The sequence below is a fragment of the Rhizobium sp. WCS2018Hpa-16 genome (genome assembly GCF_031843705.1).
Lineage (GTDB): Bacteria > Pseudomonadota > Alphaproteobacteria > Rhizobiales > Rhizobiaceae > Agrobacterium > Agrobacterium tumefaciens_C.
Window position 1 is genome coordinate 106,558 of sequence record NZ_JAVTIX010000006.1, and the last position, 20,699, is coordinate 127,256.

The 20,699-nt window shown below is 58.2% G+C and carries 16 protein-coding genes and 1 riboswitch; of the genes, 6 read left to right on the plus strand and 10 right to left on the minus strand.

All coding sequences use genetic code 11. The annotated features are described in order from the left end of the window. Positions 1-41 precede the first annotated feature (41 nt). The gene (locus RQI55_RS17435) at positions 42-2,261 is read right to left on the minus strand and encodes a heavy metal translocating P-type ATPase (protein WP_311273026.1); all 2,220 of its coding nucleotides are present in this window, start codon (positions 2,259-2,261) and stop codon (positions 42-44) included. A gap of 210 nt (positions 2,262-2,471) precedes the next feature. Next, a riboswitch (FMN riboswitch) is annotated at positions 2,472-2,618 on the plus strand. 112 nt (positions 2,619-2,730) lie between these two features. Between RQI55_RS17435 and ribB the strand changes: the two genes are divergently transcribed. Continuing rightward, the gene (gene ribB, locus RQI55_RS17440) at positions 2,731-3,372 is read left to right on the plus strand and encodes a 3,4-dihydroxy-2-butanone-4-phosphate synthase (protein ID WP_311273027.1); all 642 of its coding nucleotides are present in this window, start codon (positions 2,731-2,733) and stop codon (positions 3,370-3,372) included. 73 nt (positions 3,373-3,445) lie between these two features. Here ribB and RQI55_RS17445 read toward each other — a convergent pair whose 3' ends face one another. Together RQI55_RS17445 and RQI55_RS17450 are read right to left on the minus strand one after the other, a co-directional pair. After that, positions 3,446-4,381, minus strand: a complete 936-nt coding sequence (locus tag RQI55_RS17445) for a dihydrodipicolinate synthase family protein (protein ID WP_311273028.1) — start codon at positions 4,379-4,381, stop codon at positions 3,446-3,448. A 147-nt stretch (positions 4,382-4,528) separates the two neighbouring features. Then, positions 4,529-5,248 carry a GntR family transcriptional regulator gene (locus RQI55_RS17450; protein ID WP_311273029.1) on the minus strand — a complete coding sequence of 240 codons (720 nt, stop codon included), beginning with the start codon at positions 5,246-5,248 and terminating at the stop codon, positions 4,529-4,531. A gap of 233 nt (positions 5,249-5,481) precedes the next feature. Here RQI55_RS17450 and ugpB point away from each other — a divergent pair, with 233 nt between their 5' ends. The 4 genes from ugpB (at position 5,482) to RQI55_RS17470 (ending at position 9,711) form a co-directional block, all read left to right on the plus strand. Next, positions 5,482-6,786, plus strand: a complete 1,305-nt coding sequence (gene ugpB / locus RQI55_RS17455; RefSeq protein ID WP_311273030.1) for a sn-glycerol-3-phosphate ABC transporter substrate-binding protein UgpB — start codon at positions 5,482-5,484, stop codon at positions 6,784-6,786. 144 nt (positions 6,787-6,930) lie between these two features. After that, a complete protein-coding gene (gene ugpA, locus RQI55_RS17460) occupies positions 6,931-7,812 on the plus strand; it encodes a sn-glycerol-3-phosphate ABC transporter permease UgpA (RefSeq protein WP_042616874.1) in 882 nt (293 codons plus the stop codon). 10 nt (positions 7,813-7,822) lie between these two features. After that, entirely contained in the window at positions 7,823-8,671 is an 849-nt protein-coding gene (gene ugpE, locus RQI55_RS17465) for a sn-glycerol-3-phosphate ABC transporter permease UgpE (protein ID WP_311273031.1), read from the plus strand. Further along, positions 8,671-9,711, plus strand: coding sequence for a sn-glycerol-3-phosphate import ATP-binding protein UgpC (locus tag RQI55_RS17470; RefSeq protein WP_311273032.1), 1,041 nt, complete (start codon positions 8,671-8,673; stop codon positions 9,709-9,711). Before ugpE ends, RQI55_RS17470 begins: the two co-directional genes overlap by 1 nt. Positions 9,712-9,769: 58 nt before the next feature. Here the strand turns inward: RQI55_RS17470 and RQI55_RS17475 are convergent, their stop codons facing one another. The 6 genes from RQI55_RS17475 to RQI55_RS17500 form a co-directional block, all read right to left on the minus strand. Further along, positions 9,770-12,868: an efflux RND transporter permease subunit gene (locus RQI55_RS17475; RefSeq protein ID WP_311273033.1), complete on the minus strand. Its 3,099-nt coding sequence runs from the start codon at positions 12,866-12,868 to the stop codon at positions 9,770-9,772. After that, positions 12,865-14,112, minus strand: a complete 1,248-nt coding sequence (locus RQI55_RS17480; RefSeq protein WP_311273034.1) for an efflux RND transporter periplasmic adaptor subunit — start codon at positions 14,110-14,112, stop codon at positions 12,865-12,867. The genes RQI55_RS17475 and RQI55_RS17480 overlap by 4 nt, the downstream gene beginning before the upstream one ends. 331 nt (positions 14,113-14,443) lie before the next feature. Continuing rightward, positions 14,444-15,424: an esterase-like activity of phytase family protein gene (locus RQI55_RS17485; protein ID WP_042616870.1), complete on the minus strand. Its 981-nt coding sequence runs from the start codon at positions 15,422-15,424 to the stop codon at positions 14,444-14,446. 52 nt (positions 15,425-15,476) lie between these two features. Then, entirely contained in the window at positions 15,477-17,381 is a 1,905-nt protein-coding gene (cobT, locus tag RQI55_RS17490) for a cobaltochelatase subunit CobT (RefSeq protein ID WP_042616869.1), read from the minus strand. A 100-nt stretch (positions 17,382-17,481) separates the two neighbouring features. Beyond that, positions 17,482-18,471, minus strand: a complete 990-nt coding sequence (cobS, locus tag RQI55_RS17495; protein ID WP_042616868.1) for a cobaltochelatase subunit CobS — start codon at positions 18,469-18,471, stop codon at positions 17,482-17,484. 65 nt (positions 18,472-18,536) lie between these two features. Beyond that, entirely contained in the window at positions 18,537-19,166 is a 630-nt protein-coding gene (locus RQI55_RS17500) for a J domain-containing protein (protein ID WP_042616867.1), read from the minus strand. A 113-nt stretch (positions 19,167-19,279) separates the two neighbouring features. Between RQI55_RS17500 and RQI55_RS17505 the strand changes: the two genes are divergently transcribed. After that, positions 19,280-19,561 carry a BolA family protein gene (locus RQI55_RS17505; RefSeq protein ID WP_311273035.1) on the plus strand — a complete coding sequence of 94 codons (282 nt, stop codon included), beginning with the start codon at positions 19,280-19,282 and terminating at the stop codon, positions 19,559-19,561. 2 nt (positions 19,562-19,563) lie between these two features. Here RQI55_RS17505 and aroB read toward each other — a convergent pair whose 3' ends face one another. Further along, the gene (aroB, locus tag RQI55_RS17510) at positions 19,564-20,697 is read right to left on the minus strand and encodes a 3-dehydroquinate synthase (protein WP_311273036.1); all 1,134 of its coding nucleotides are present in this window, start codon (positions 20,695-20,697) and stop codon (positions 19,564-19,566) included. Between the last annotated feature and the right edge of the window lie 2 nt (positions 20,698-20,699).

Here is a 20,699-nt window from a genome sequence, read left to right on the forward strand (position 1 = left end):
ACATCTGAGAGCCCGCAAATATCATTGCGGGCTCTCACACTTTACGCTGCCGGGTTGCGCAGCAAGCGCAGCGCGTTGATGGTGACCAGAACGGTGGCGCCGGTATCTGCAAGGATCGCGGGCCATAGGCCTGTGATGCCAAGGATGGTCGTGACCAGAAACACGGCTTTCAGACCAAGCGATATCGCTATGTTCTGCCTGATATTGCGCATTGTGCGTTTGGAAAGCGCGATCATGTGCGCGACATCGCTGACGCGGCCATGCAGAATAGCGGCATCCGCCGTTTCCAGCGCCACATCCGTGCCGCCACCCATGGCAATGCCGATATCAGCCGCCGCCAGCGCCGGTGCATCATTGATGCCATCGCCAACCTTGCCGACCACATAGCCCGCAGCCTTCAACTCACCCACGATTCGCTGCTTGTCCTCCGGCATCAACTCGGCGCGCACCTCAATGCCGAGTGTCTGGCCGATGGCATCCGCCGTGCGCTTGTTATCGCCGGTCAGCATGATGATCTTGACGCCGCTCTCCTTCAGCATTGCCAGCCCCTGCACAGCATCCGCGCGCGGCTCATCACGCATGGCAATGGCACCGGCCAGATGGCCGCCAGCAATCAGAACGGAAACCGTCTTGCCCTCATCATTCAGCGCCGAAATAGTCTTCAGATGCTGTTCGGGAATGTGAACAAGGTCGCTGGCAGCTTTGGGAGAACCCAGAAATACTTCCCGCCCCTCAACGACAGCCGTCACGCCCTTGCCGCCCAGCGCCTTGGCATCCGAGGCGGATGGAATGGTGATGCCCTCTTCCTTGGCCTTGGCGAGAATGGAAAGTGCGAGCGGATGGCTGGAGCCTGTTTCGAGTGCGGCTGCCAGACGCAGGATGTCCGCCTGAGCAAACTCGTACGGCACGATATCGGTGACGACAGGCTTTCCTTCGGTCAGGGTTCCGGTCTTGTCGAGGGCAACGGCGGTCAGCTTGCCAAGCCCTTCCAGCACAGCGCCGCCTTTCATGAGAAGGCCGCGCCTTGCACCGGCAGACAAAGATGCGGCGATGGCGGCGGGTGTCGAGATAACCAGCGCGCAGGGGCATCCGATCAGAAGAATGGCAAGCCCTTTGTATATCCATTCATTCCAGTCACCGCCAAGAAACAAGGGCGGCAGGATGGCAACAAGGGCCGCGATGGCAACGACCGCTGGCGTGTAATAGGTGGAGAAGCGGTCAATGAAACGCTCGGTCGGCGCTTTCTTCTCCTGCGCTTCTTCCACGAGTTTCACGACACGGGCAATGGTGTTGTCCTCAGCCGTCGCTGTTACCCGAACGCGCAGAGCAGCATTGCCGTTGACCGTACCGGCAAAGACGAGATCATCTGGCCCCTTGTTGACCGGCACGCTCTCTCCCGTCACCGGCGCTTCGTCCACGGCACTGTCTCCTGAGAGAATGACGCCATCTGCCGAGATGCGGTCGCCGGGGCGAACGAGAATGACGGAGCCGATGGCGAGGGTCTCGGCCTTCACCTCACGCGTCTGCCCCTCTTCTTCCAGCAGGGCGGTTTTGGGAACGAGTGCGGCGAGGGACTTGATGCTGTCTCGCGCCTTGCCCGCCGCCACGCCTTCCAGCAGCTCACCCACCAGAAACAGAAAGACAACCGCTGCGGCCTCTTCCGTGGCATTGATGGCAAGCGCACCGATCGCCGCAATCGTCATCAGCATTTCAATGGAAAACGGCGTTCCGGCACGGGCAGCGATGAAGGCCCGGCGCGCAATCGGCACCAGACCAACCAGCATCGCCAGCGTAAAGGCATAGATCTGAATGGGCGGAAACAGATGCCCGACACCATAGGCCACAGCAAGCGTCACGCCTGCCAGAATGGTTGCACGCCCCTTTTTGCTGTTCCACCAGCGACCTGTGGAAGGCCCATGATCGTGACCGTGCAAGCCTTCGACCGGTGCCGCCGCCCCTTCCGGCTTCTTGTGATCGTGGTGGTCATGAGAACAGCCAGGCCCGTGTTGATGCGCGGCATCAGGTTTTACGGCTGCACCAGATGGAAGTTGCGTAGCGTCATAACCGAGGCCCGTCACTTGTCTGCCGATGGCGGCCAGATCGCTTGTCGGATCATGGCTGACGGTCATGGTGCCTGATGTGACGGAGACGGAGACATCTTCGACGCCCGACATGCGGCGCACCGCCGTGTCGATCTTGGCTGCGCAGGATGCGCAGTCCATTCCCTCTACCCGAAATCTGGTCTGCAATGACGCGCTCATATCGTGTTTCCCTTGTTCACGACACCAGTGCTACGACCTACAGCCACTAGAGCTGCAAGAGGAAAATTCAGAGATCGGCATCTTTCTGATAAAAAGAAGGCAGGGCGATAAACGGTACGCCACCCTAGCCCGCGCAAATTCATTTCCGTAATGCCGCTTCGCAGGCAATCTTTGCCCCTTGCCTCGCGGCTATTCCTTGCCATATGCTCGATCTGTTCTCAGGGCGGGGTGCAATTCCCCACCGGCGGTATCGGGATTTTTCCCGGAGCCCGCGAGCGCTTCCGGCCTGGCCGGAAGGTCAGCAGATCCGGTGAGATGCCGGAGCCGACGGTATAGTCCGGATGGAAGAGAACAAGGTGGCCTCTCCTGCACGCAGCGGGGGAGCGTTGCGTTGTTCGCCCAAGGGAGATTTGGCGTTTTGAAAAAACGCGAAAGTGCTGGCAACAGCATAACCCTTGAAAGGCAAGACATGACTATTTCCAAAATTGAAGAGGCGGTGGCAGCCATTGCACGCGGTGACATGGTCATCGTGGTGGATGATGAGGACCGCGAAAACGAAGGCGACATTATCGTTGCCTCTGACAGCATAACCGCTGAGCAGGTTGCTTTCATGATGAACCATGCGCGTGGCTTGATCTGTGTGGCCATGCCCGGCGAAAGGCTGGATGAGCTGGATATTCCCCTGATGGTGCCCCGCAACACGGAGTTCCACAAAACGGCCTTTACCGTTTCCGTGGACTATATTCCCGGCACCACGACGGGAATTTCCGCCAGTGACCGTGCCAAGACGGTTCGTGCCCTGGTATCGGCTGACGCAAAACCTGACGATTTTGCCCGGCCTGGCCATATCTTTCCGCTGCGCGCCAATCCCCTCGGCGTCCTTGGCCGCACCGGCCATACGGAAGCAGCGGTCGATCTGTGCCGCCTTGCGGGCAGGTTCCCGAGCGGCACGATTTGTGAAGTGGCCAATGATGATGGCACCATGGCACGGCTACCTCAACTGAAGGTGTTTGCCGCACGCCACGGGCTTCACCTCGTCACGATCAAGGATCTTGTCGACTATCTGACCGAAAGGGAGCCGGCGGATTTCGAGGAAATGGCCGTCGCCTGAGCGCACTGAAGTTGCACAACAAACAAAAAATGCGCCCCACCGGGCGCATTTTTCATTTGAGCAATCGACAGTATCAGTTCGGATAACGCGAAGCGTACCAGGCCTTGAACAGCGCGTACTGGCTTTCCAGCTGGCGGCGCTGCGAAGCGCTGAGTTCGTCGCTCTCGTTGAAATGCAGCGAATATTCCTCGGCACCGTTCAGCACCATCAGATATTTGTAGTGAAGCACCAGATCCGGGCCTTCATCATAGGACGACAGCACGGTGAGAGCTTCTTCGAGCTCAAGCGCCTCACGGCGCGCCGCGGCATCGCCCTTGGCGGCTTTTTCGCACAGCGAAACGAGGTGGAGAACCTCACGTGGCAGCGCGTTGCCGATGCCGGTGATGGCACCGCCTGCGCCGCAATTGACGAAACCGTGGTAGACGCCGGTATCCACACCCACCATCAAGGTCAGATCATCATCGCCTGCGGTGATGTTTTCAGCCGCATAGGTCATATCCGCCTTGCCGCCAAATTCCTTGAAGCCGATCAGGTTGGAATAGCGCGACCGCAGGTCGAAGAACAGGTCGGCGCGGGTGGCAAAGCCGTAATAGGGGCTGTTGTAGATCACCGCGGGCAGGCCGTTTGCAGCTTCCAGAATGGCCGAGAAATGCGCCTTCTGTGCAGAAGAGGACGAACCGCGCGACAGAACGCGTGGAATGACCATCAGGCCCTTCGCACCAACCTTTGCGGCGTGCGCTGCATGGCTGACCGCCGACTGGGTGTTGATGGCACCGGTACCCACGATCACGGGAATGCCCGCTTCGGCAAGGCGACGCACGCCTTCCTGGCGCTGCTCATCGGTCAGAAGCGGCCAGTCACCCATCGATCCGCAATAGACAACAGCAGACATGCCAGCCGCGATCAGCTCTTTGCCTGTCTTTACCAGACCGTCAAAGTCCGGTGTGCGGTCCGGGTTGCATGGCGTCATGAGAGCGGGGATGCAGCCGGAGAAGATCGTATCAGCCATGTGTTCAGCCTCGTTTAAACTCAGGCGCGCGCGCCCTATCCATCATGGACAGATGAGATATCACAGGACATCATCTCTGTCGACAAATAAAATACAAATGGCGTGAGCACGAGTATGGTGCTTCGTCATGACCAGAGAACGCTCGATTTAAAGCGGCATGTTGGTGGTCTGGCGCGTATCGGCAGCGATATAGGAGCGGATCTGCTGGACGATCTGGTCTGCGTGAGCAACGGCGATGCGGTCTGCTTTCTCGATATCACGCTCGATAATGGCGGCGATCATATCCTCATGCTCCGTCACATAGTGGCGCGGCAGGACATCATTGAACGATGAATAATAGAGCCGCAGAATGCGTCTGCCCTCATCCAGCAGACGGGTAAACAGCTCTGCATAATGGCGGTTTCGTCCGGCAATGGCGATGGCAACGTGGAAGTCTCGGTTGGTGGAAATCATGCCAAGTACATCGCGCTCGTTGACGGCGCTTTCGAAAGCCGCCTGAGACGACAGGATGAGCGGAATATCCGCCTCTTCGTGCCGGGCCGCCGCAAGCCGCGTGGTGACCCGGTACATCAGCGTCAAGGCATCGAAGAATTCCGGCAGGCCAAGAAAGTCGATCTGGGACACGATCGTGGCGCGGTTGGTGAGCGTCGTGATCAGGCCCTCGGAAGACAGCTTGACCAGAGCCTCACGGATGGGCGTTCTGGAAAGCTCGAAGCGTTCGGAAAGCTGCACCTCGTCAATGGGGCTGCCGGGGGCGAGCTTCAGTTCGATGATCTCGTTGCGGAGCGTTTCATAGACGGTGGAAACACCAAAGCCCCGGCGATGGGTCTGCTTTTCCCTGTCATCAAGTTTTTCTTTCGCAGCCATCAGCCCTTCACCCCGCAACCCTGTCGATGCTGTTCACTTACGATATTAGCCGGGATAACAAAACGCCTAAAAAAGAGGGGCTGCCTGTGCATTTCCACCAGTTTCCACTGCCGCGCCAGCTATTGTGACAGTTTTATGACAGAAATCAGTTGCGACTAATGTTTGAAAGTGATCATGAAGAACGTGGCGATTCATGATCGCCCAAAATCAGTTCATGGTAGGGAGGAAATTCCATGAAAGCCGTCTTCACTTCGGTCACCGTTGCCACATCTGCACTGCTGATGGCGTCCAGCGCCATGGCCGCCACGGAAATTCAATGGTGGCATGCCATGACTGGCGCCAACAATGAGGTTGTCGAGCAGCTTTCAAAGGAATTCAACGAAAGCCAGAAGGATTACAAGGTCCTGCCGGTCTTCAAGGGAACCTACCCGGAAACGCTGAATGCGGGCATTGCCGCCTTCCGCGCCAAGCAGCCTCCAGCCATCATTCAGGTGTTTGATGCAGGCAGCGGCGTGATGATGGGCGCGCAGGGTGCCATTGTTCCCGTGGCGGAGGTTTTGGAAAAAGCCGGTCTGACCTTCAACAAGGCGGACTATCTGCCAGGCATCGTCTCCTATTATTCCAAGCCTGACGGCACCATGCTGTCCTTCCCCTACAACTCCTCTTCGCCGATCATGTACTACAACAAGGACATTTTCAAAAAGGCCGGGCTGGATGCAGAAAACCCGCCAAAGACATGGCCTGCCGTGTTTGAAGCCGCAAAGAAGATCAAGTCCAGCGGTGCAGCGCCCTGCGGCTTTACCTCGACATGGCTGACCTGGATCCAGACCGAAAACTTTGCCGCCTGGAACAACCTGTCCTATGGCAGCAATGAAAATGGTCTTGCCGGAACAGACGTCAAGCTGGCCTTCAATTCCGAGCCATTCGTCAAGCATTTCCAGGCCATTGCCGATCTGGCCAAGGATGGCACATTCCGTTACGGCGGCAGAACATCCGAAGCAAAGCAGCTGTTCACATCAAGCGAATGCGGCATTCTGACGGAATCCTCCGGCGGCCTCGGCGATATCGTCAAGAGCGGCATGAATTACGGGATCGGCCAGCTGCCTTATTACGAAGGCGAAGGACGCCCGCAGAACACTATACCGGGCGGCGCGAGCCTCTGGGTCTTCGGCGGCAAGTCCGACGATGAGTACAAGGGCACGGCGGCGTTCTTCCAGTTCCTGTCGCAGACCAAGATCCAGTCTCGCCTGCACCAGGTTTCAGGCTACATGCCTGTGACGCTGGCCGCCTATGAAGACACCAAGGCATCGGGCTTTTATGGCAAGAACCCGGCCCGCGAAACGCCGCTTCTTCAGATGATGGGCAAGCCGCCGACAGCAAACTCCAAGGGTGTTCGTCTGGTTAACCTGCCGCAGGTCCGCGATATCATGAACGAAGAGTTCGAGACGATGCTTGCGGGCAAGCAGGATGCCAAGGCAGCGCTTGATAAGGCTGTCGAGCGCGGCAATGCGGCCATTAAGCAGGCCGTTGGCCGATAACCAACCTGGCTGCTGGTGCTTAAAGGTGCTGGCAGCCATGATACCATTGCGGTGTGCACTGCGCGGCACCGCCTGACTACACAAGCATCCGACTATTGTGAGACATCCGACATGACCTGTCGGATGCTCTAAAGGAGCCCGCCTTTGCAAAGCGTCGTCTTTCCCAACAAGATACTGCCCTATTTTCTGGTCGCCCCGCAGATCGTGCTGACCGTGGTGTTTTTCTTCTGGCCCGCCAGTCAGGCACTGTATCAATCTGCCATGAGTGAGGACCCCTTCGGTCTTCAGAGCCGCTTTGTCGGCTTTGACAATTTCTCCGCCATTCTGTCTGATCCGAATTATCTGCATGCGTTGCAGGTGACCGTCGTCTTCAGCATTGCCACGGCACTCGTCTCCATGGGCGCTGCCCTTTTGCTGGCCACCGCTGCCGATCTCGTGGTGCGCGGCAAGGGCTTTTACCGCACCATGATGATCATTCCCTATGCGGTCGCACCTGCCGTTGCCGGCATGCTTTGGCTGTTCATGTTCAACCCGGCAATGGGCACCTTCGCCTATATCCTGCGCAGAAACGGCATTGACTGGGACCCGCTGCTGAATGGCAACCAGGCCATGACGCTGGTGGTTGCAGCGGCCGCGTGGAAACAGATCAGCTATAACTTCCTGTTTTTCGTGGCAGGTCTGCAGGCCATTCCAAAATCGCTTCTCGAAGCCGCCGCCATCGATGGTGCGCGCGGTGCGCGCCGTTTCTGGACCATCATCTTCCCGCTCTTGGCACCCACGACCTTCTTCCTGCTGGTGGTCAACACCGTCTATGCCTTCTTCGATACGTTCGGCATCATCCACTCCGTGACAGGTGGCGGGCCGGCAAAGGCCACGGAGACGCTGGTCTACAAGGTTTACAATGACGGTTTCGTCAACCTCGACCTTGGTTCATCGGCGGCGCAATCCGTTATCCTGATGGTGATCGTCATTGCGCTGACGGCCTTCCAGTTCCGCTTCGTCGAGCGGCGCGTGCATTACGGTTGAGGAAAACAGAATGATCCAGAACCGTCCCATCGCAACTCTCATGGCGCATCTGATGCTGATCCTCGGCATCGTGATCGTCGCCTTTCCGATCTATTACACCTTCATCGCATCGTCAGCGACATCGACCGACATCCTGCGACCGCCTCTTTCCCTTCTGCCTTCAGGGCACCTTGCGAAAAATTATGGGGAAGCCATTTCCGGTGGTGTCGAACGCGTGGTCGGTGTCAGTCTCGAACGGCTGCTGTTCAACAGCTTCGTGGTTGCGCTGGCCATCGCCATAGGCAAGATCATCATTTCGTTCCTGTCGGCTTTCGCCATCGTCTTCTTCCGCTTTCCCTTCCGCATGGGCTTTTTCTGGATGATCTTCATCACCCTGATGCTGCCGGTGGAGGTGCGTATTCTGCCGACCTATAAGGTGATCGTCGATCTTGGCCTGTTGAACACCTATGCGGGATTGACCCTGCCGCTCATGGCATCGGCCACGGCAACATTCCTGTTCAGGCAGTTCTTCCTGACCATTCCCGGTGAAATGGTGGAGGCAGCCCGCATCGACAATGCAGGACCCTTCCGCTTCATGCGCGATATTCTGCTGCCGCTTTCAACAACGAACATAGCGGCCCTGTTCGTGATCCTCTTCATCTATGGCTGGACACAGTATCTGTGGCCGCTTCTGGTGACGGATCGCGCGGAAATGAACACGATCATTATCGGCCTGCGCCGCATGGTGGATTTCACCGACGCCTCGACCCCCTGGAATTATGTGATGGTAACGGCAATTCTCGCCATCATCCCTCCGGTTATCGTCGTGGTGCTGATGCAGCGCTGGTTTGTCAAAGGCTTGGTGGAGACTGAAAAATAATGGCAACAATCGAACTCAAGGACGTTCGCAAGGTCTATGGCGGCAATGTCGAGGCGATCAAAGGCGTATCGCTGAGCATTCAGGACGGCGAGATGATCGTGCTGGTCGGCCCTTCCGGCTGCGGCAAATCCACCCTGTTGCGCATGGTGGCGGGGCTTGAAAGCATCAGTTCCGGCGATGTCGATATTGGCGGCAAGCGCGTCAACGATCTGGAACCGGCGGAACGGGATATCGCCATGGTGTTCCAGAATTATGCGCTCTATCCGCATATGACCGTGCGGCAAAATCTGGCCTATGGCCTGAAGAACCGCAACACGCCGAAAGACGAGATCGACAGGCGCATCAATGATGCCGCCCGCGCTCTCGAAATCGAGCAATATCTGGAACGCAAGCCAAGACAATTGTCCGGCGGGCAGCGCCAGCGCGTCGCCATGGGCCGCGCCATCGTGCGCAAACCATCCGTATTTCTGTTCGATGAGCCGCTGTCCAATCTGGATGCAAAGCTGCGCGTGCAGATGCGGGTGGAAATCCGGCGCTTGCAACGCTCTCTGGCAACCACCAGCATCTACGTCACCCATGACCAGATGGAAGCAATGACGCTGGCTGACCGTCTTGTTGTGTTGAATGCCGGTCGCATCGAACAGGTCGGAACGCCCATCGAGCTTTACGAGAAGCCCGCGACATCCTTTGTCGCCACCTTCATCGGCTCTCCTTCCATGAACCTCTTGCCCCTAGACGGCAAGGTGTGGAAAGCACCCGAGAATGGCAGCATTCCTGCCGGTGCCGCGACAATCGGCATACGCCCTGAGGATCTCACCATTGCAGAGGCATCATCCGCAAGCCCATTCAATATCCCGGTGACTGTCGCAGCCGTGGAGCTTGTGGGCGCGGAAAGCTATGTTCACGCGGAGATGTCGGACGGGAACCCGATCGTCTTTCGTGTTGCCGGTCGCTCGGCAATCGAGATTGGCGACACAATGGCCATCACAGCGGACGCCTCCCGCTTCCATCTGTTCGATGCAGCCGGGAACCGTCTCTAAAACTTTTCAAAGCAACTGGCCCCGATTCGTCAGGGCCAGTTGCCAGTACAGCATAGTCTCAAGCGCCGGTCGGCTCCATTTCCGGGTGATGCCGGTCTTTCCTGAAGAGGAACTTCAGAAAGTCTGAAAACCGCTCGATCTCCACGAAGATCACGGGCGTCATGAACAATGTGAGGATCTGGCTAACAATCAGCCCGCCCACCACGGCGATACCCAGCGGCTGGCGCAGCTCCGAGCTGGCACCCGTTCCCAAAGCGATGGGAAGCGCCCCGAACAGCGCGCAAAATGTTGTCATCATGATCGGGCGCAGGCGACGAACCGCCGCCTCGTGGATCGCCTCAAGCGTCGGCATCTTTTCCTCCCGCTGCAAGGTCAGCGCAACGTCGATCATCATGATGGCGTTCTTCTTGACGATTCCGATCAGCATCAGAAGACCGATGAGGGCGATGATCGACAGGTCGAAACCAAAGAGTTTCAGCGTCAGCAACGCGCCGAAGGCGGCAGATGGCAGACCGGAGAGGATTGTCAGCGGATGCAGAAAGCTCTCATAGAACACGCCCAGCACGATGTAGATGGTGAGGATTGCAGCACCGATGAGCAGCCCGGTGCTGTCACTCGTCTGCTTGAAGATTTGTGCGGCACCGGCAAGATTGGTCGTGACCGTCGATGGAAGCGCGATCTTTTGCTTCAGCGCATCAAGCTGCTGCGTGGCTTGGCCCAACGACACGCCAGCGGGCAGGTTGAAGGAGAGCGTGACCGATGTCAGCTGCCCCGTCTGGTTCACCGTAACAGGCCCCGGCTTGCGGCTGATCGTGGCAAAACTCGATAGCGGCACCAGCGCGCCGGATGACGAAGCAACGCGCAATGAACGTAGCGACTGCTCTGTCCAGTCAACAGACTGGTCATATTCCAGAATGACATCGTAGCTGTTGCCCGTCGTTTGAATTTGCGTTGCGACATAGCTGCCAAAGGCTGCTTCCAGTGTCTTGCGCAGGGACTGTGAGGAAACGCCCAGGCTGTTTGCGCGGTCCTTATCGACCTCGACATGGGCTTGCAGGGCATTGTCCTGCAAATCCGAGGCGACATCGACAAAGGTGCCGCTCTCTGCCCGCATGGCATCGGCCAGCGTTTGCGACCATTGCCGCGCAGCACCAGCATCTATGGATTGCAGAACGACCTGATAGAGGCTCTGGGTGCTGCGTCCGCCAAAGCGCAGGCTCTGCTGCGGGGTGATAAAGGTCTTGAGGCCTGCAATGCCCGCCAGAGAGTGTCTCAAGCTGCCGAGCGTCGCCTGAAGTTCCGGGCGCTGGTCGGCTGGTTTGAGCTGAACCAGCAGCGTGCCGGAGTTGAGCGCCGAGCCCCCCGGACCTGAGCCGAGGGTCGAGGTGACGTGGGCGACAGCCGGATCGGCAGACAATATGCTGGCGGCCTGGGCCTGAAGGCCGCTCATGGCCTTATAGGAAATATCCTGTCGCGCCTGCGTCGAGACCGTTAGCAAACCGAGATCCTCGGTCGGGAAAAAGCTGCGGGCAAGGCTTGAAAACATCCAGCCCGAACCGACCAGCGTGAGCAGAAACATGAGGATGACGACGGGCCTGTGAACAAGGCACCAGCCGACAGAACGACCATAGGCATCCGTTGCCCGGTCGAACATGGTCTTTTTGGGGTTCTCAGGTGGTGCGTGGTGCGGCAGACGCGCGGCCAGCATGGGCGTGACCGTCAGGGACACGATTGCCGATGCCATGATCGCCAGCGTGACAACCACGCCGAACTCGTTCAGGACACGTCCAACGATGCCGCCCATGAGGAGGATGGGTAAAAACACGGCAACCAGCGAAATCGACATGGAGATGATGGTGCCAGTCACCTCGCGGCTGCCTTCGATGGCCGCCTGAAACGGAGGCATGCCCTCCTCAACCTTGCGGACGATGTTTTCCAGCATCACGATGGCATCATCCACCACCAGACCCACCGAGAGCGTGAGGCCAAGGAGCGATATGTTGTCGATGGAAAATCCCAGCGCATACATGGCACCCAGGGTGGCAACCAGTGACAGGGGCACGGCAAGGCCGGGAATAAGCGTGGCCCAGACCTGACGTAAAAACAGGTAGATGACCAGAATGACGAGGCCGAGCGTGACCATCAGGGTTGTCTCGACATCATCCACGGCAGCACGGATGGAGACGGATGCGTCATTGACGACATTGATATGCATGTTGGCGGGCAGGCTTGCCTGCAACTCGGGAAGCTTGGCCTTGATGGCATCCACCACAGCAACCGTGTTTGCACCGGGTTGGCGCTGCACTGAAAGAACGATAGCCGGCGTACCATCCAGCCAGCTTCCCTGATTGACGACCTCTACACTATCCTTCACCGTTGCCACATCCTGAAGCCGCACAATACGATTGTCCGGATTGGCAATGATGAGCGTGCGGAACGAGGCCGCATCGGTTCGCTGGGTGGAGGCATCGAGCGTCAGAGCCTGCGATGAATTCTGCAGGGTGCCGATGGGGGACTGGTCGTTGGCGGCGGCAAGGGTGCCGGAAAGCCCGTCCAGCGAAAGGCCACGGCTCGCGAGTTTGGCAGGATCGACCTCCACACGCACCGCATAGGTCTTGGCCCCGAATATCTGCGCTTGCGCAACACCTGAAATGGTGGACAAAGCCGGGGAAATCACGTTCTCGGCAAGGTCGTCCATCTTGGTCAACTCGGCACCATCGCTGGTCAGCGCCAGAATGATGACGGCAGCATCGGCCGGGTTCACTTTCCGGTAGCTGGGTGGCGATGTCATATTATCAGGCAGTTGCCGCTGCGTTCGCGCAATCGCTGCCTGAACATCGGCTGCGGCAGCATCGATATTGCGAGACAGATTGAACTGGATGGTGATCTGGGTATTGCCGAGCGATGAGCTTGCGGTAATCGTATCGATACCGGCTATTGTTTGAAACTGCTTGATCAGCGGCGTCGCCACCGAACTTGCCATCGTATCCGGTGCAGCACCGGCCAGTTGGGCGGAGACATTGATGGTGGGGAAATCCGCCTGCGGCAGCGCGGCGACGGGCAGGTTTCGATAGGCGGAGAAACCGGCAAGCACCACTCCGATCATCAAAAGGATTGTCGCGACCGGGCGACGGATGAAAATCTCGGAAATGTTCATGGCGCGACACCGTTTTGGGAAATTCGGGTCTCGGTTACGGCATCGCCATCCGTCTGCTTGACCGTGACCTGGCTTCCATTGGCCAAGCTGGCCTGTCCCTCGACGACAACCTTTTCACCCTCGGCAAGCCCCGCAGACACACCTGTAAGATCACCATTGCTGAGTGCCACCGTTACCTTGCGCTGTTCGACGGTGTTGTCGGCCCGCACGACATAGCAAACATATCCGCCCGCCTGCGGCTGGAGCGCCACAACAGGTACAACGGCCAGATTGTCGGCCATGCCAGCGGTGACTACCACTTTCAGCGACTGTCCCGGCCAGAAGTCTTCGGCGTTGTTCTCCAGCAGCATTCGCAGTTTGAAGGTGCCAGAGGCTGCATCGACATTGTTATCGATGAAGACGATGGGTCCGGTTGCACTGTGGTTTTTCGCGTCTGCCTGGGTGGGAGAGACCGTGGCGGACAGGCTCTTGGTGGCCATGGTGGCGCGGATCAACGCGAGGTCCGGTTCCGGCAGCATGAACTCGGCATAGACAGGTTTCATCTGTGTCAGTTGCACAACATTGGCACCCGGCGCGACATAAGCACCTGCAGACAAAAGCACGGCCCCCAGCCTGCCATCAAAAGGTGCGCGGATCTGCGTTTGCGATAGCGTGACATGATCGGCCGCAATGTTGGCCTGATCGACCAACAATGTGGCGGCGGCCTGCCGGGCCGTGGTGCTGGCATCACTGACCTGCTGCTGCGTATCCACTCCTGTTCTCGCCAGTGTCTCGGTGCGGCTGAGGGTGGCGTTGGCGGCATCCAGCGTTGCCTGATCCTTGGCAAGCTGCGCCTCATCACGCTGAATATTGGCTTTGATCGTCCGGTCATCCAGCTGAACCAAGAGATCGCCAGCCTTCACCTCCGCGCCATCCTTGGCCAGGACATTTGCCACAATGCCAGAGATCGGGCTGGTCAAGGCGGTCGAGGCCACGGGCACGATGGTGCCGATGGTTTCCCGCTCAACCGGCAAAGACCCTGACGTGACGACAGCAACCTTTACGGCCACCGTGCGCGCGCCCGACTGCGACGACCCTCGTCTTTCACCATGCCTGGATGGCCCGTCTCTTGATGCGCGGATGCCATCGGATGCTGCGGGAGCCTCGACCGCCCAGGCCGGAAGGTAGGCTACAAAGTCACTGCGGTAGACGAAGAGGAGGATCGAAATGGCAGCGACCACCACAAGCGATGAAATATACTTCATGCAGAAGTCCTCTGGAGAGGTTAATCCGGGTAGAGATCAGCTGAATTTAGGGAAAACATGAAATATTAAAGCATCACTGGAAATGTAATTTTCCACGCTTCATTCATTAAATCCCGTTATGGAAGTATATTCATAGCTCACAAGCCTCGCGTGCTGCATCAATGCGCAGAACCGATTGCAATCATACATGCGCAAACAGCCGATCGCGCGACCATCATTGTTCCTTGACACACTTAACGCGCCAAACACTGAAAATGGAAGGTGATGGGAGATTAAATTACTGTAATATGGCCGCAGCACGTTAGGCACAGCTGCTACCCTGCACCATGGCTCAATCGGCCAGTTTGAATTCCAGCATGATGTTTCGCTGCAGGAAGGAGTGGTTGTTGTCGGACACGAGGATCAGGCGCGTTGATCCATCCGCCGCCTTGATGACATCGATGCCTTCGATATTGTCGATCTGATTGGACAAATCCGCCTGAATCAGAACCTCACCATCCACGACAGCACCGGGCTTGATCGAATCGGCTTCAATAAGGCGAATGCGCATGCCGACACCGAGTGCCAGATCGAACATGCGTTCCAGCAGCAGCAGGTCGCCATTGGGCAGGAACGCCCCGTCTGTGACGGAAAACGCACTGTGCTTTGCAACGGTGAAAAGCCCCTTGCGTGGACCTTCCAGAACAGCAGCAAGGAGATGACCTCTGCTATCGACGCTGGCCTCGGCAACGGTCACCATCGCGCCCTTCAGAGGACCATCGGTTGGCGATAGGGCAAGCGTTTCCATGCCCGCATTGCTGCGGAATTCCCCATCCGGAATGAGATGCGGCAACCGTCCGATCGGCTTTGCCGTCGCCCTGCCCTCATAGGGGTAGACATCGATGCGGGGCTGCTGTTCGAAGCTGACGAAGGCCTTTCCTGCACGAAGGGCGAGCCCTTCGGCATCCATATCCACCTTGCGCTTGGCTTCGCGCCCATTTCGGTCCAGCATCGGGTCGATATGAACGTTCGACAGGCCTGAGAGAAGGCCGGATGCCCCGCGCTCGATGGCACCACTCATCCAGTGGCCCGTATCCAGCACGGCAAGAAAGTTCGCTCCATCCGGCAGGAAGCGAATGCTTGAAATGGCCCCGAACAAGGGTTCGGGCGAGCGCATGACCAGCCCGCCCACAAATTCCAGCCTGCCGAACCGCGTCTCGGTCGAGCCGACCTTGAACACATCAATCGGACGCGACGTGACGGATACATCGACCGTGGCGGCCGCCATGGCGGATGGGCAAAGGGCAGCAGCCGACGCAATGGTGGCGACCATTGCACGACGAAGAAATCTGACAGACCATGTGGAGGCTAAGGCCAGCGTTGACCTAGCTGGCACGGCGCATCCTGCCGGACCGGCGGGGGGCTGCGCTCGTATCTTCAAACAACGCGGCGAGTTGCTCGGTCATCGCGCCTGCCAATTCGTCTGCATCCACAATCGTCACGGCGCGGCGATAGTAGCGCGTCACGTCATGGCCGATACCGATGGCAAGCAGTTCCACCGACGAGCGTGTCTCGATCTGCTCGATGACGGCGCGCAGGTGGCGCTCCAGATAGTTGCCCGGATTGACCGAAAGCGTCGAATCATCCACCGGCGCACCATCCGAGATCATCATCATGATCTTGCGCTGTTCAGGCCGGTTGATGAGGCGGTTATGTGCCCACATCAGTGCCTCGCCGTCGATGTTTTCCTTCAGCAAGCCTTCACGCATCATGAGGCCGAGATTGCGGCGCGAACGACGCCATGGCGCGTCTGCCGACTTGTAGACAATGTGGCGCAGGTCGTTGAGGCGACCGGGAGATGGCGGCTTGCCATTGGCCAGCCACTGCTCACGCGATTGACCGCCCTTCCAGGCTTTCGTCGTAAAGCCGAGAATTTCCACTTTCACGCCCGAACGTTCCAGAGTGCGCGCCAGAATATCGGCGCAGGTGGCCGCAACCGTAATCGGGCGGCCGCGCATGGAGCCGGAATTGTCGATGACCAGCGAGACAACCGTATCGCGGAACTTGGTATCGCGTTCCTTCTTGAAAGACAGCGGCTGCATGGGGTCGATCACCAGACGCACGAGACGGGCCGGATCGAGATAGCCCTCTTCCAGATCGAAATCCCACGACCGGTTCTGCTGCGCCATCAGGCGACGTTGCAAACGGTTGGCCAGGCGCCCGACGGCACCCTGCAAATGCGCGAGCTGCTTGTCGAGGAACGCCCGCAGACGGTCGAGCTCGGCTTCGTCGCAAAGTTCTTCGGCGGAAATTTCTTCGTCGAATTCCTGCGTGAAGATGCGGTAATCGACCTTCTCGTTGAAATCATCGAAGGGGCTGTTTGGACGACGGGTTTCGCCGGGCGTTTCGGAATCCTCATCGAGATCGTCGGACATTTCGTCCTCCGACATCTCGGCACCATCCATCTCGCCGTCTTCCATCTGCTCCTGAGAGGCTTCGCTCTCTTCGGCAGGGGCGGCGTCGGAACCGGCTTCTTCCTCGACCTGCTCTTCCTGCGTCTCGTTGCTGGCGGGCTGGTCTTCTTCGCTCTCGGTTTCCTGGCTTTCGGGCTGGTCGTCCTCGTCGCCAAAATCCTCCGCCATCTGCATGGAGGTCAGCATCTTGCGGATGAGCTTCGAAAAGGCCTTCTGGTCTTCAACGACCTTGGACAGATCCTGAAGATCGGCAGAGGCCTTGTCTTCAATGAATGGCCGCCAGAGATCCAGCACCTGGCCTGCACTTTGCGGAGGCTTCTCGCCGGTCAGCTTTTCGCGAACCATCATGGCGATGGCTTCGGCGAGTGGCGCTTCTTCCTGGGTTTTGATATTGACGAAATTCGCCTTGGCGTATTTCTCGGCATTCATCGCGCTGATGTTGGATGCCATGCCAGCCATACGCATGGCGCCGATGGATTCCACACGTGCCTGTTCCACCGCATCGAAGATCAGCCTTGCATCCGGCCCCTGCGGCGACATGGTGGCGTGGATATCGCTATCGTGGCAGGCCAGACGCAACGCCATGGAATCACCAAGGCCTCGGGTAATGGCGATTTCCTGAACGGTCGGTTTCTTGGAGATTTCCGGCAGGCGCATGCGCTCACCGGCCAAACCGGGGCGTTCATTGGCAAAGACCACTTCGACTTCCGAGTCACCCGCAATCGAGCGCACACATCCGGTAATGGCCTGACGCAGCGGTTCTGCATCGATCACCGTCCCGGATTTGGGTCTCACATTGTCGCCGCGGCCTGCCATGGTCTTTCCTGTCGATCCTGAACGCTCGCCCTCCGCCGGATGGCGGAAGGGCTGGTGTCTTCAACTTACTGGTGACATTCTCCGGATATGCCGGGGAAAATCAGGCGCTGAGAACGATGTTCGCAGCGCTTTCCTTCAACTCGACGCCAAATGCGCGCTGATAATGTTCAGCCACCAGCGTCCGCTCCAGCTCATCGCACTTGTTGAGGAAGGTAACGCGGAACGCGAAGGCGACATCGCCGAAAATATCGGCGTTTTCGGCCCAGGTGATGACCGTGCGCGGGCTCATGACGGTGGAAAGATCACCATTGACGAAGGCCGAACGGGTCAGATCGGCAACACGCACCATCTTGGAGGCGGTTTCGCGGCCCTTGGCGTTATCAAGGCTTTTGACCTTGGCAACAACGATGGCAACTTCCTGCTCATGCGGCAGATAGTTCAGCGTTGTCACGACAGACCAGCGGTCCATCTGTGCCTGGTTGATCTGCTGTGTGCCGTGGTAGAGGCCGGTCGTATCACCCAGGCCAACCGTGTTGGCTGTTGCGAAAATGCGGAAGGCAGGATGAGGACGGATCACGCGGCTCTGGTCGAGCAGCGTCAGGCGACCTGATGATTCCAGCACGCGCTGAATAACGAACATCACGTCCGGGCGACCGGCATCATATTCATCGAATACCAGCGCCACATTGTGCTGGTAGGCCCATGGCAAAATGCCGTCCTTGAATTCGGTTACCTGCTTGCCGTCCTTCAGAACGATGGCGTCCTTGCCGACGAGGTCGATACGGCTGACATGGCTATCCAGATTGACGCGCACGCAAGGCCAGTTCAGGCGGGCCGCAACCTGCTCGATATGGGTTGACTTACCAGTGCCATGAAAGCCCGAGACCATCACGCGTCGGTTGTGAGCAAAACCGGCCAGAATGGCGAGCGTGGTATCACGGTCGAACAGGTAGTCCGGATCAAGATCCGGCACATAGGCGTCACCCTTCGAATAGGCAGGCACGCGCAAATCCGTGTCGATACCGAAAACGTCTCTCACGGAGACTGTGGTATCCGGCAGGTTTGTTATATCAAGGTCAATTTTGCTCATAACGACTCCAAGGCGGGTAGCAGCCACCCGGCCACAATATCTATCAGGCGCTCACAGGAAAGGGCTTAGCAGAAACCTGCTTGCTTTAACAATTGGTAGGCTTGAATTACAGCACGAAAACGCTCCTCCGAACCGCGATCACCACCATTAGCATCAGGATGGTGCTTTTTGACAAGGTCCTTATAGCTCCGTTTTATTTCGTCCTGATTGGCATTCACAGAAAGCCCAAGCGTATCGAAGGCTTTTTGTTCCAGGGTCTTGAGCTTGCGGCTCTGCTGATAACGGGGGCCGCCGGTCCGCCCCTGCCCGGATGCAAAGCCGAAGGGATCTCTGATGCGCGCATTGGTCGCACTGGCTGAACCGGATCGAAGCGTCGAATGCAGCGCACTTTCAGCAGCGCTCTTGTTGACGCCAACCGTCCAGGTGGGACGATGCCCGGTGATCGCCTCTTTCTGATATCGCGCGATTTCGGCATCCGACAGGCCGGAAAAATAATTATAACCCTTGTTGTAATCCTTCACATGCTCAAAACAGAACATGAAGAATTGCCCTTCGGCATGGCGGCCGACGGGGGCACGGTGAGCGCCCGGCTTTTCGCACCCATCCCACTGACAGGTCGGGGTCTGAATCTCAGGCTCCCGGTCCTTTCTGCGGCGTGTGCGAATGCGGTCGAAGTATTTCGAATCCAGTTTCATGGTAGCCTGATTATGGTGCGCGAAATCGCGCACAACAAGAATTGACAAAGCAGAATGTTACGGGTCTTTAGATAACCCCCTTTTAGAGGCACGACCCGTTGGAGACGCCACACATGACCTTGCGCGACAGCATAGAAAACAAGCTCAAAGAAGCGTTCGCGCCTGAGCGACTCAAGGTCATTGATGAAAGTCATATGCATGCGGGACATCAGCCCGATATCACCGGCGCAGACGAGACGCATATGCGTGTTCAGATGGTGTCAGAAAGCTTCGCGGGCAAGTCCCGTGTTGACCGCCACCGCGCCGTCAACTCACTTCTAAAGCCGGAACTGGATGCTGGTCTGCACGCGCTTGCGCTTGAGATCGCAGCCCCGGGCGAAAAGACCCGGTTCTGAGATCAGCCCGGATGCTTTTCGCTGAGGAACGACTGCACCTCTGACGCCGCCACATCATCTGCCACGAAGGACTGGCCGATGCCGTGGGTGAGGATGAAGGTCAGCTTGCCGCCCTTGACCTTCTTGTCCTGAGCAATCGCGGTCAGCAGCGTTTCAACCGGTGGCAAAGCGCCGGGAATATCCTTCATGGTCGTCGGCAGGCCGACGGCCTTCAGATGCGCTTCGACACGGGCGGCATCATCAGGGCTTGCCAGATTGAGGCGTGCGGAAAACTGGTGCGCGAGTACCATGCCGATGGCAACGCCTTCACCATGGACCAGACGGCGGCTGTCGTATTCCGTCGCACTTTCGAGCGCGTGGCCGAAAGTGTGGCCCAGATTGAGCAGGGCCCGGACGCCATTTTCCTTTTCGTCGGCGACAACCACATCGGATTTCGCCTGACAGCTGACGGCAATGGCCTCGATACGAGCCGGACCACCCGCAAGAATGTCGGTCCAGTTCTTCTCCAGCCAGCCGAAAAATTCCGGCTTATCGATCAGGCCGTATTTAACGACCTCCGCGTAACCGGCGCGAAATTCGCGCGGGCTCAACGTATCGAGTACCGCAGTATCCGCGAGCACGAGATCGGGCTGATGAAAGACGCCGACAAGGTTCTTGCCATGGCGCGAATTGATGCCGGTCTTGCCGCCAACGGACGAATCGACCTGCGCCAAAAGCGATGTTGGGATCTGCACGAAGCGGACGCCACGACGAACGATGCCTGCGGCAAAGCCCGCGAGATCGCCGATGACGCCGCCGCCGAGTGCAATCACCGCATCGTTGCGCTCTATCCGGGCCGCAAGCACGGTATCGCAAACGGTCATCAGATGCTCAAAGCTCTTGGTCTTTTCACCAGCCGGCAGCGTCAGGGAGACGGCCTCGATGCCATCCGTCTGAAGGCCATCCATCAAAGCCTCAAGATAGAGCGGCGCAACATGCTCATCGGTGATGATGGCGGCGCGCTTTCCCTTCAGGCGCGAGGAAATCTCGCCCCCTGCACGGCTGACGAGGCCAGGTCCGATCAGAATATCATAGGCACGGTCCGGCAGCGGCACATGTACGAGGCGTTCATCGGCGGGCATTTCGTGAGATGTCATGG

What these genes read in the sequence shown, in the direction of transcription:
- RQI55_RS17435 (WP_311273026.1), bottom strand. Translation starts at nt 2,261, where the DNA reads ATGAGCGCGTCATTGCAGACCAGATTTCGGGTAGAGGGAATGGACTGC.
- ribB (WP_311273027.1), top strand. Translation starts at nt 2,731, where the DNA reads ATGACTATTTCCAAAATTGAAGAGGCGGTGGCAGCCATTGCACGCGGT.
- RQI55_RS17445 (WP_311273028.1), bottom strand. Translation starts at nt 4,381, where the DNA reads ATGGCTGATACGATCTTCTCCGGCTGCATCCCCGCTCTCATGACGCCA.
- RQI55_RS17450 (WP_311273029.1), bottom strand. Translation starts at nt 5,248, where the DNA reads ATGGCTGCGAAAGAAAAACTTGATGACAGGGAAAAGCAGACCCATCGC.
- ugpB (WP_311273030.1), top strand. Translation starts at nt 5,482, where the DNA reads ATGAAAGCCGTCTTCACTTCGGTCACCGTTGCCACATCTGCACTGCTG.
- ugpE (WP_311273031.1), top strand. Translation starts at nt 7,823, where the DNA reads ATGATCCAGAACCGTCCCATCGCAACTCTCATGGCGCATCTGATGCTG.
- RQI55_RS17470 (WP_311273032.1), top strand. Translation starts at nt 8,671, where the DNA reads ATGGCAACAATCGAACTCAAGGACGTTCGCAAGGTCTATGGCGGCAAT.
- RQI55_RS17475 (WP_311273033.1), bottom strand. Translation starts at nt 12,868, where the DNA reads ATGAACATTTCCGAGATTTTCATCCGTCGCCCGGTCGCGACAATCCTT.
- RQI55_RS17480 (WP_311273034.1), bottom strand. Translation starts at nt 14,112, where the DNA reads ATGAAGTATATTTCATCGCTTGTGGTGGTCGCTGCCATTTCGATCCTC.
- RQI55_RS17485 (WP_042616870.1), bottom strand. Translation starts at nt 15,424, where the DNA reads ATGGTCGCCACCATTGCGTCGGCTGCTGCCCTTTGCCCATCCGCCATG.
- cobT (WP_042616869.1), bottom strand. Translation starts at nt 17,381, where the DNA reads ATGGCAGGCCGCGGCGACAATGTGAGACCCAAATCCGGGACGGTGATC.
- cobS (WP_042616868.1), bottom strand. Translation starts at nt 18,471, where the DNA reads ATGAGCAAAATTGACCTTGATATAACAAACCTGCCGGATACCACAGTC.
- RQI55_RS17500 (WP_042616867.1), bottom strand. Translation starts at nt 19,166, where the DNA reads ATGAAACTGGATTCGAAATACTTCGACCGCATTCGCACACGCCGCAGA.
- RQI55_RS17505 (WP_311273035.1), top strand. Translation starts at nt 19,280, where the DNA reads ATGACCTTGCGCGACAGCATAGAAAACAAGCTCAAAGAAGCGTTCGCG.
- aroB (WP_311273036.1), bottom strand. Translation starts at nt 20,697, where the DNA reads ATGACATCTCACGAAATGCCCGCCGATGAACGCCTCGTACATGTGCCG.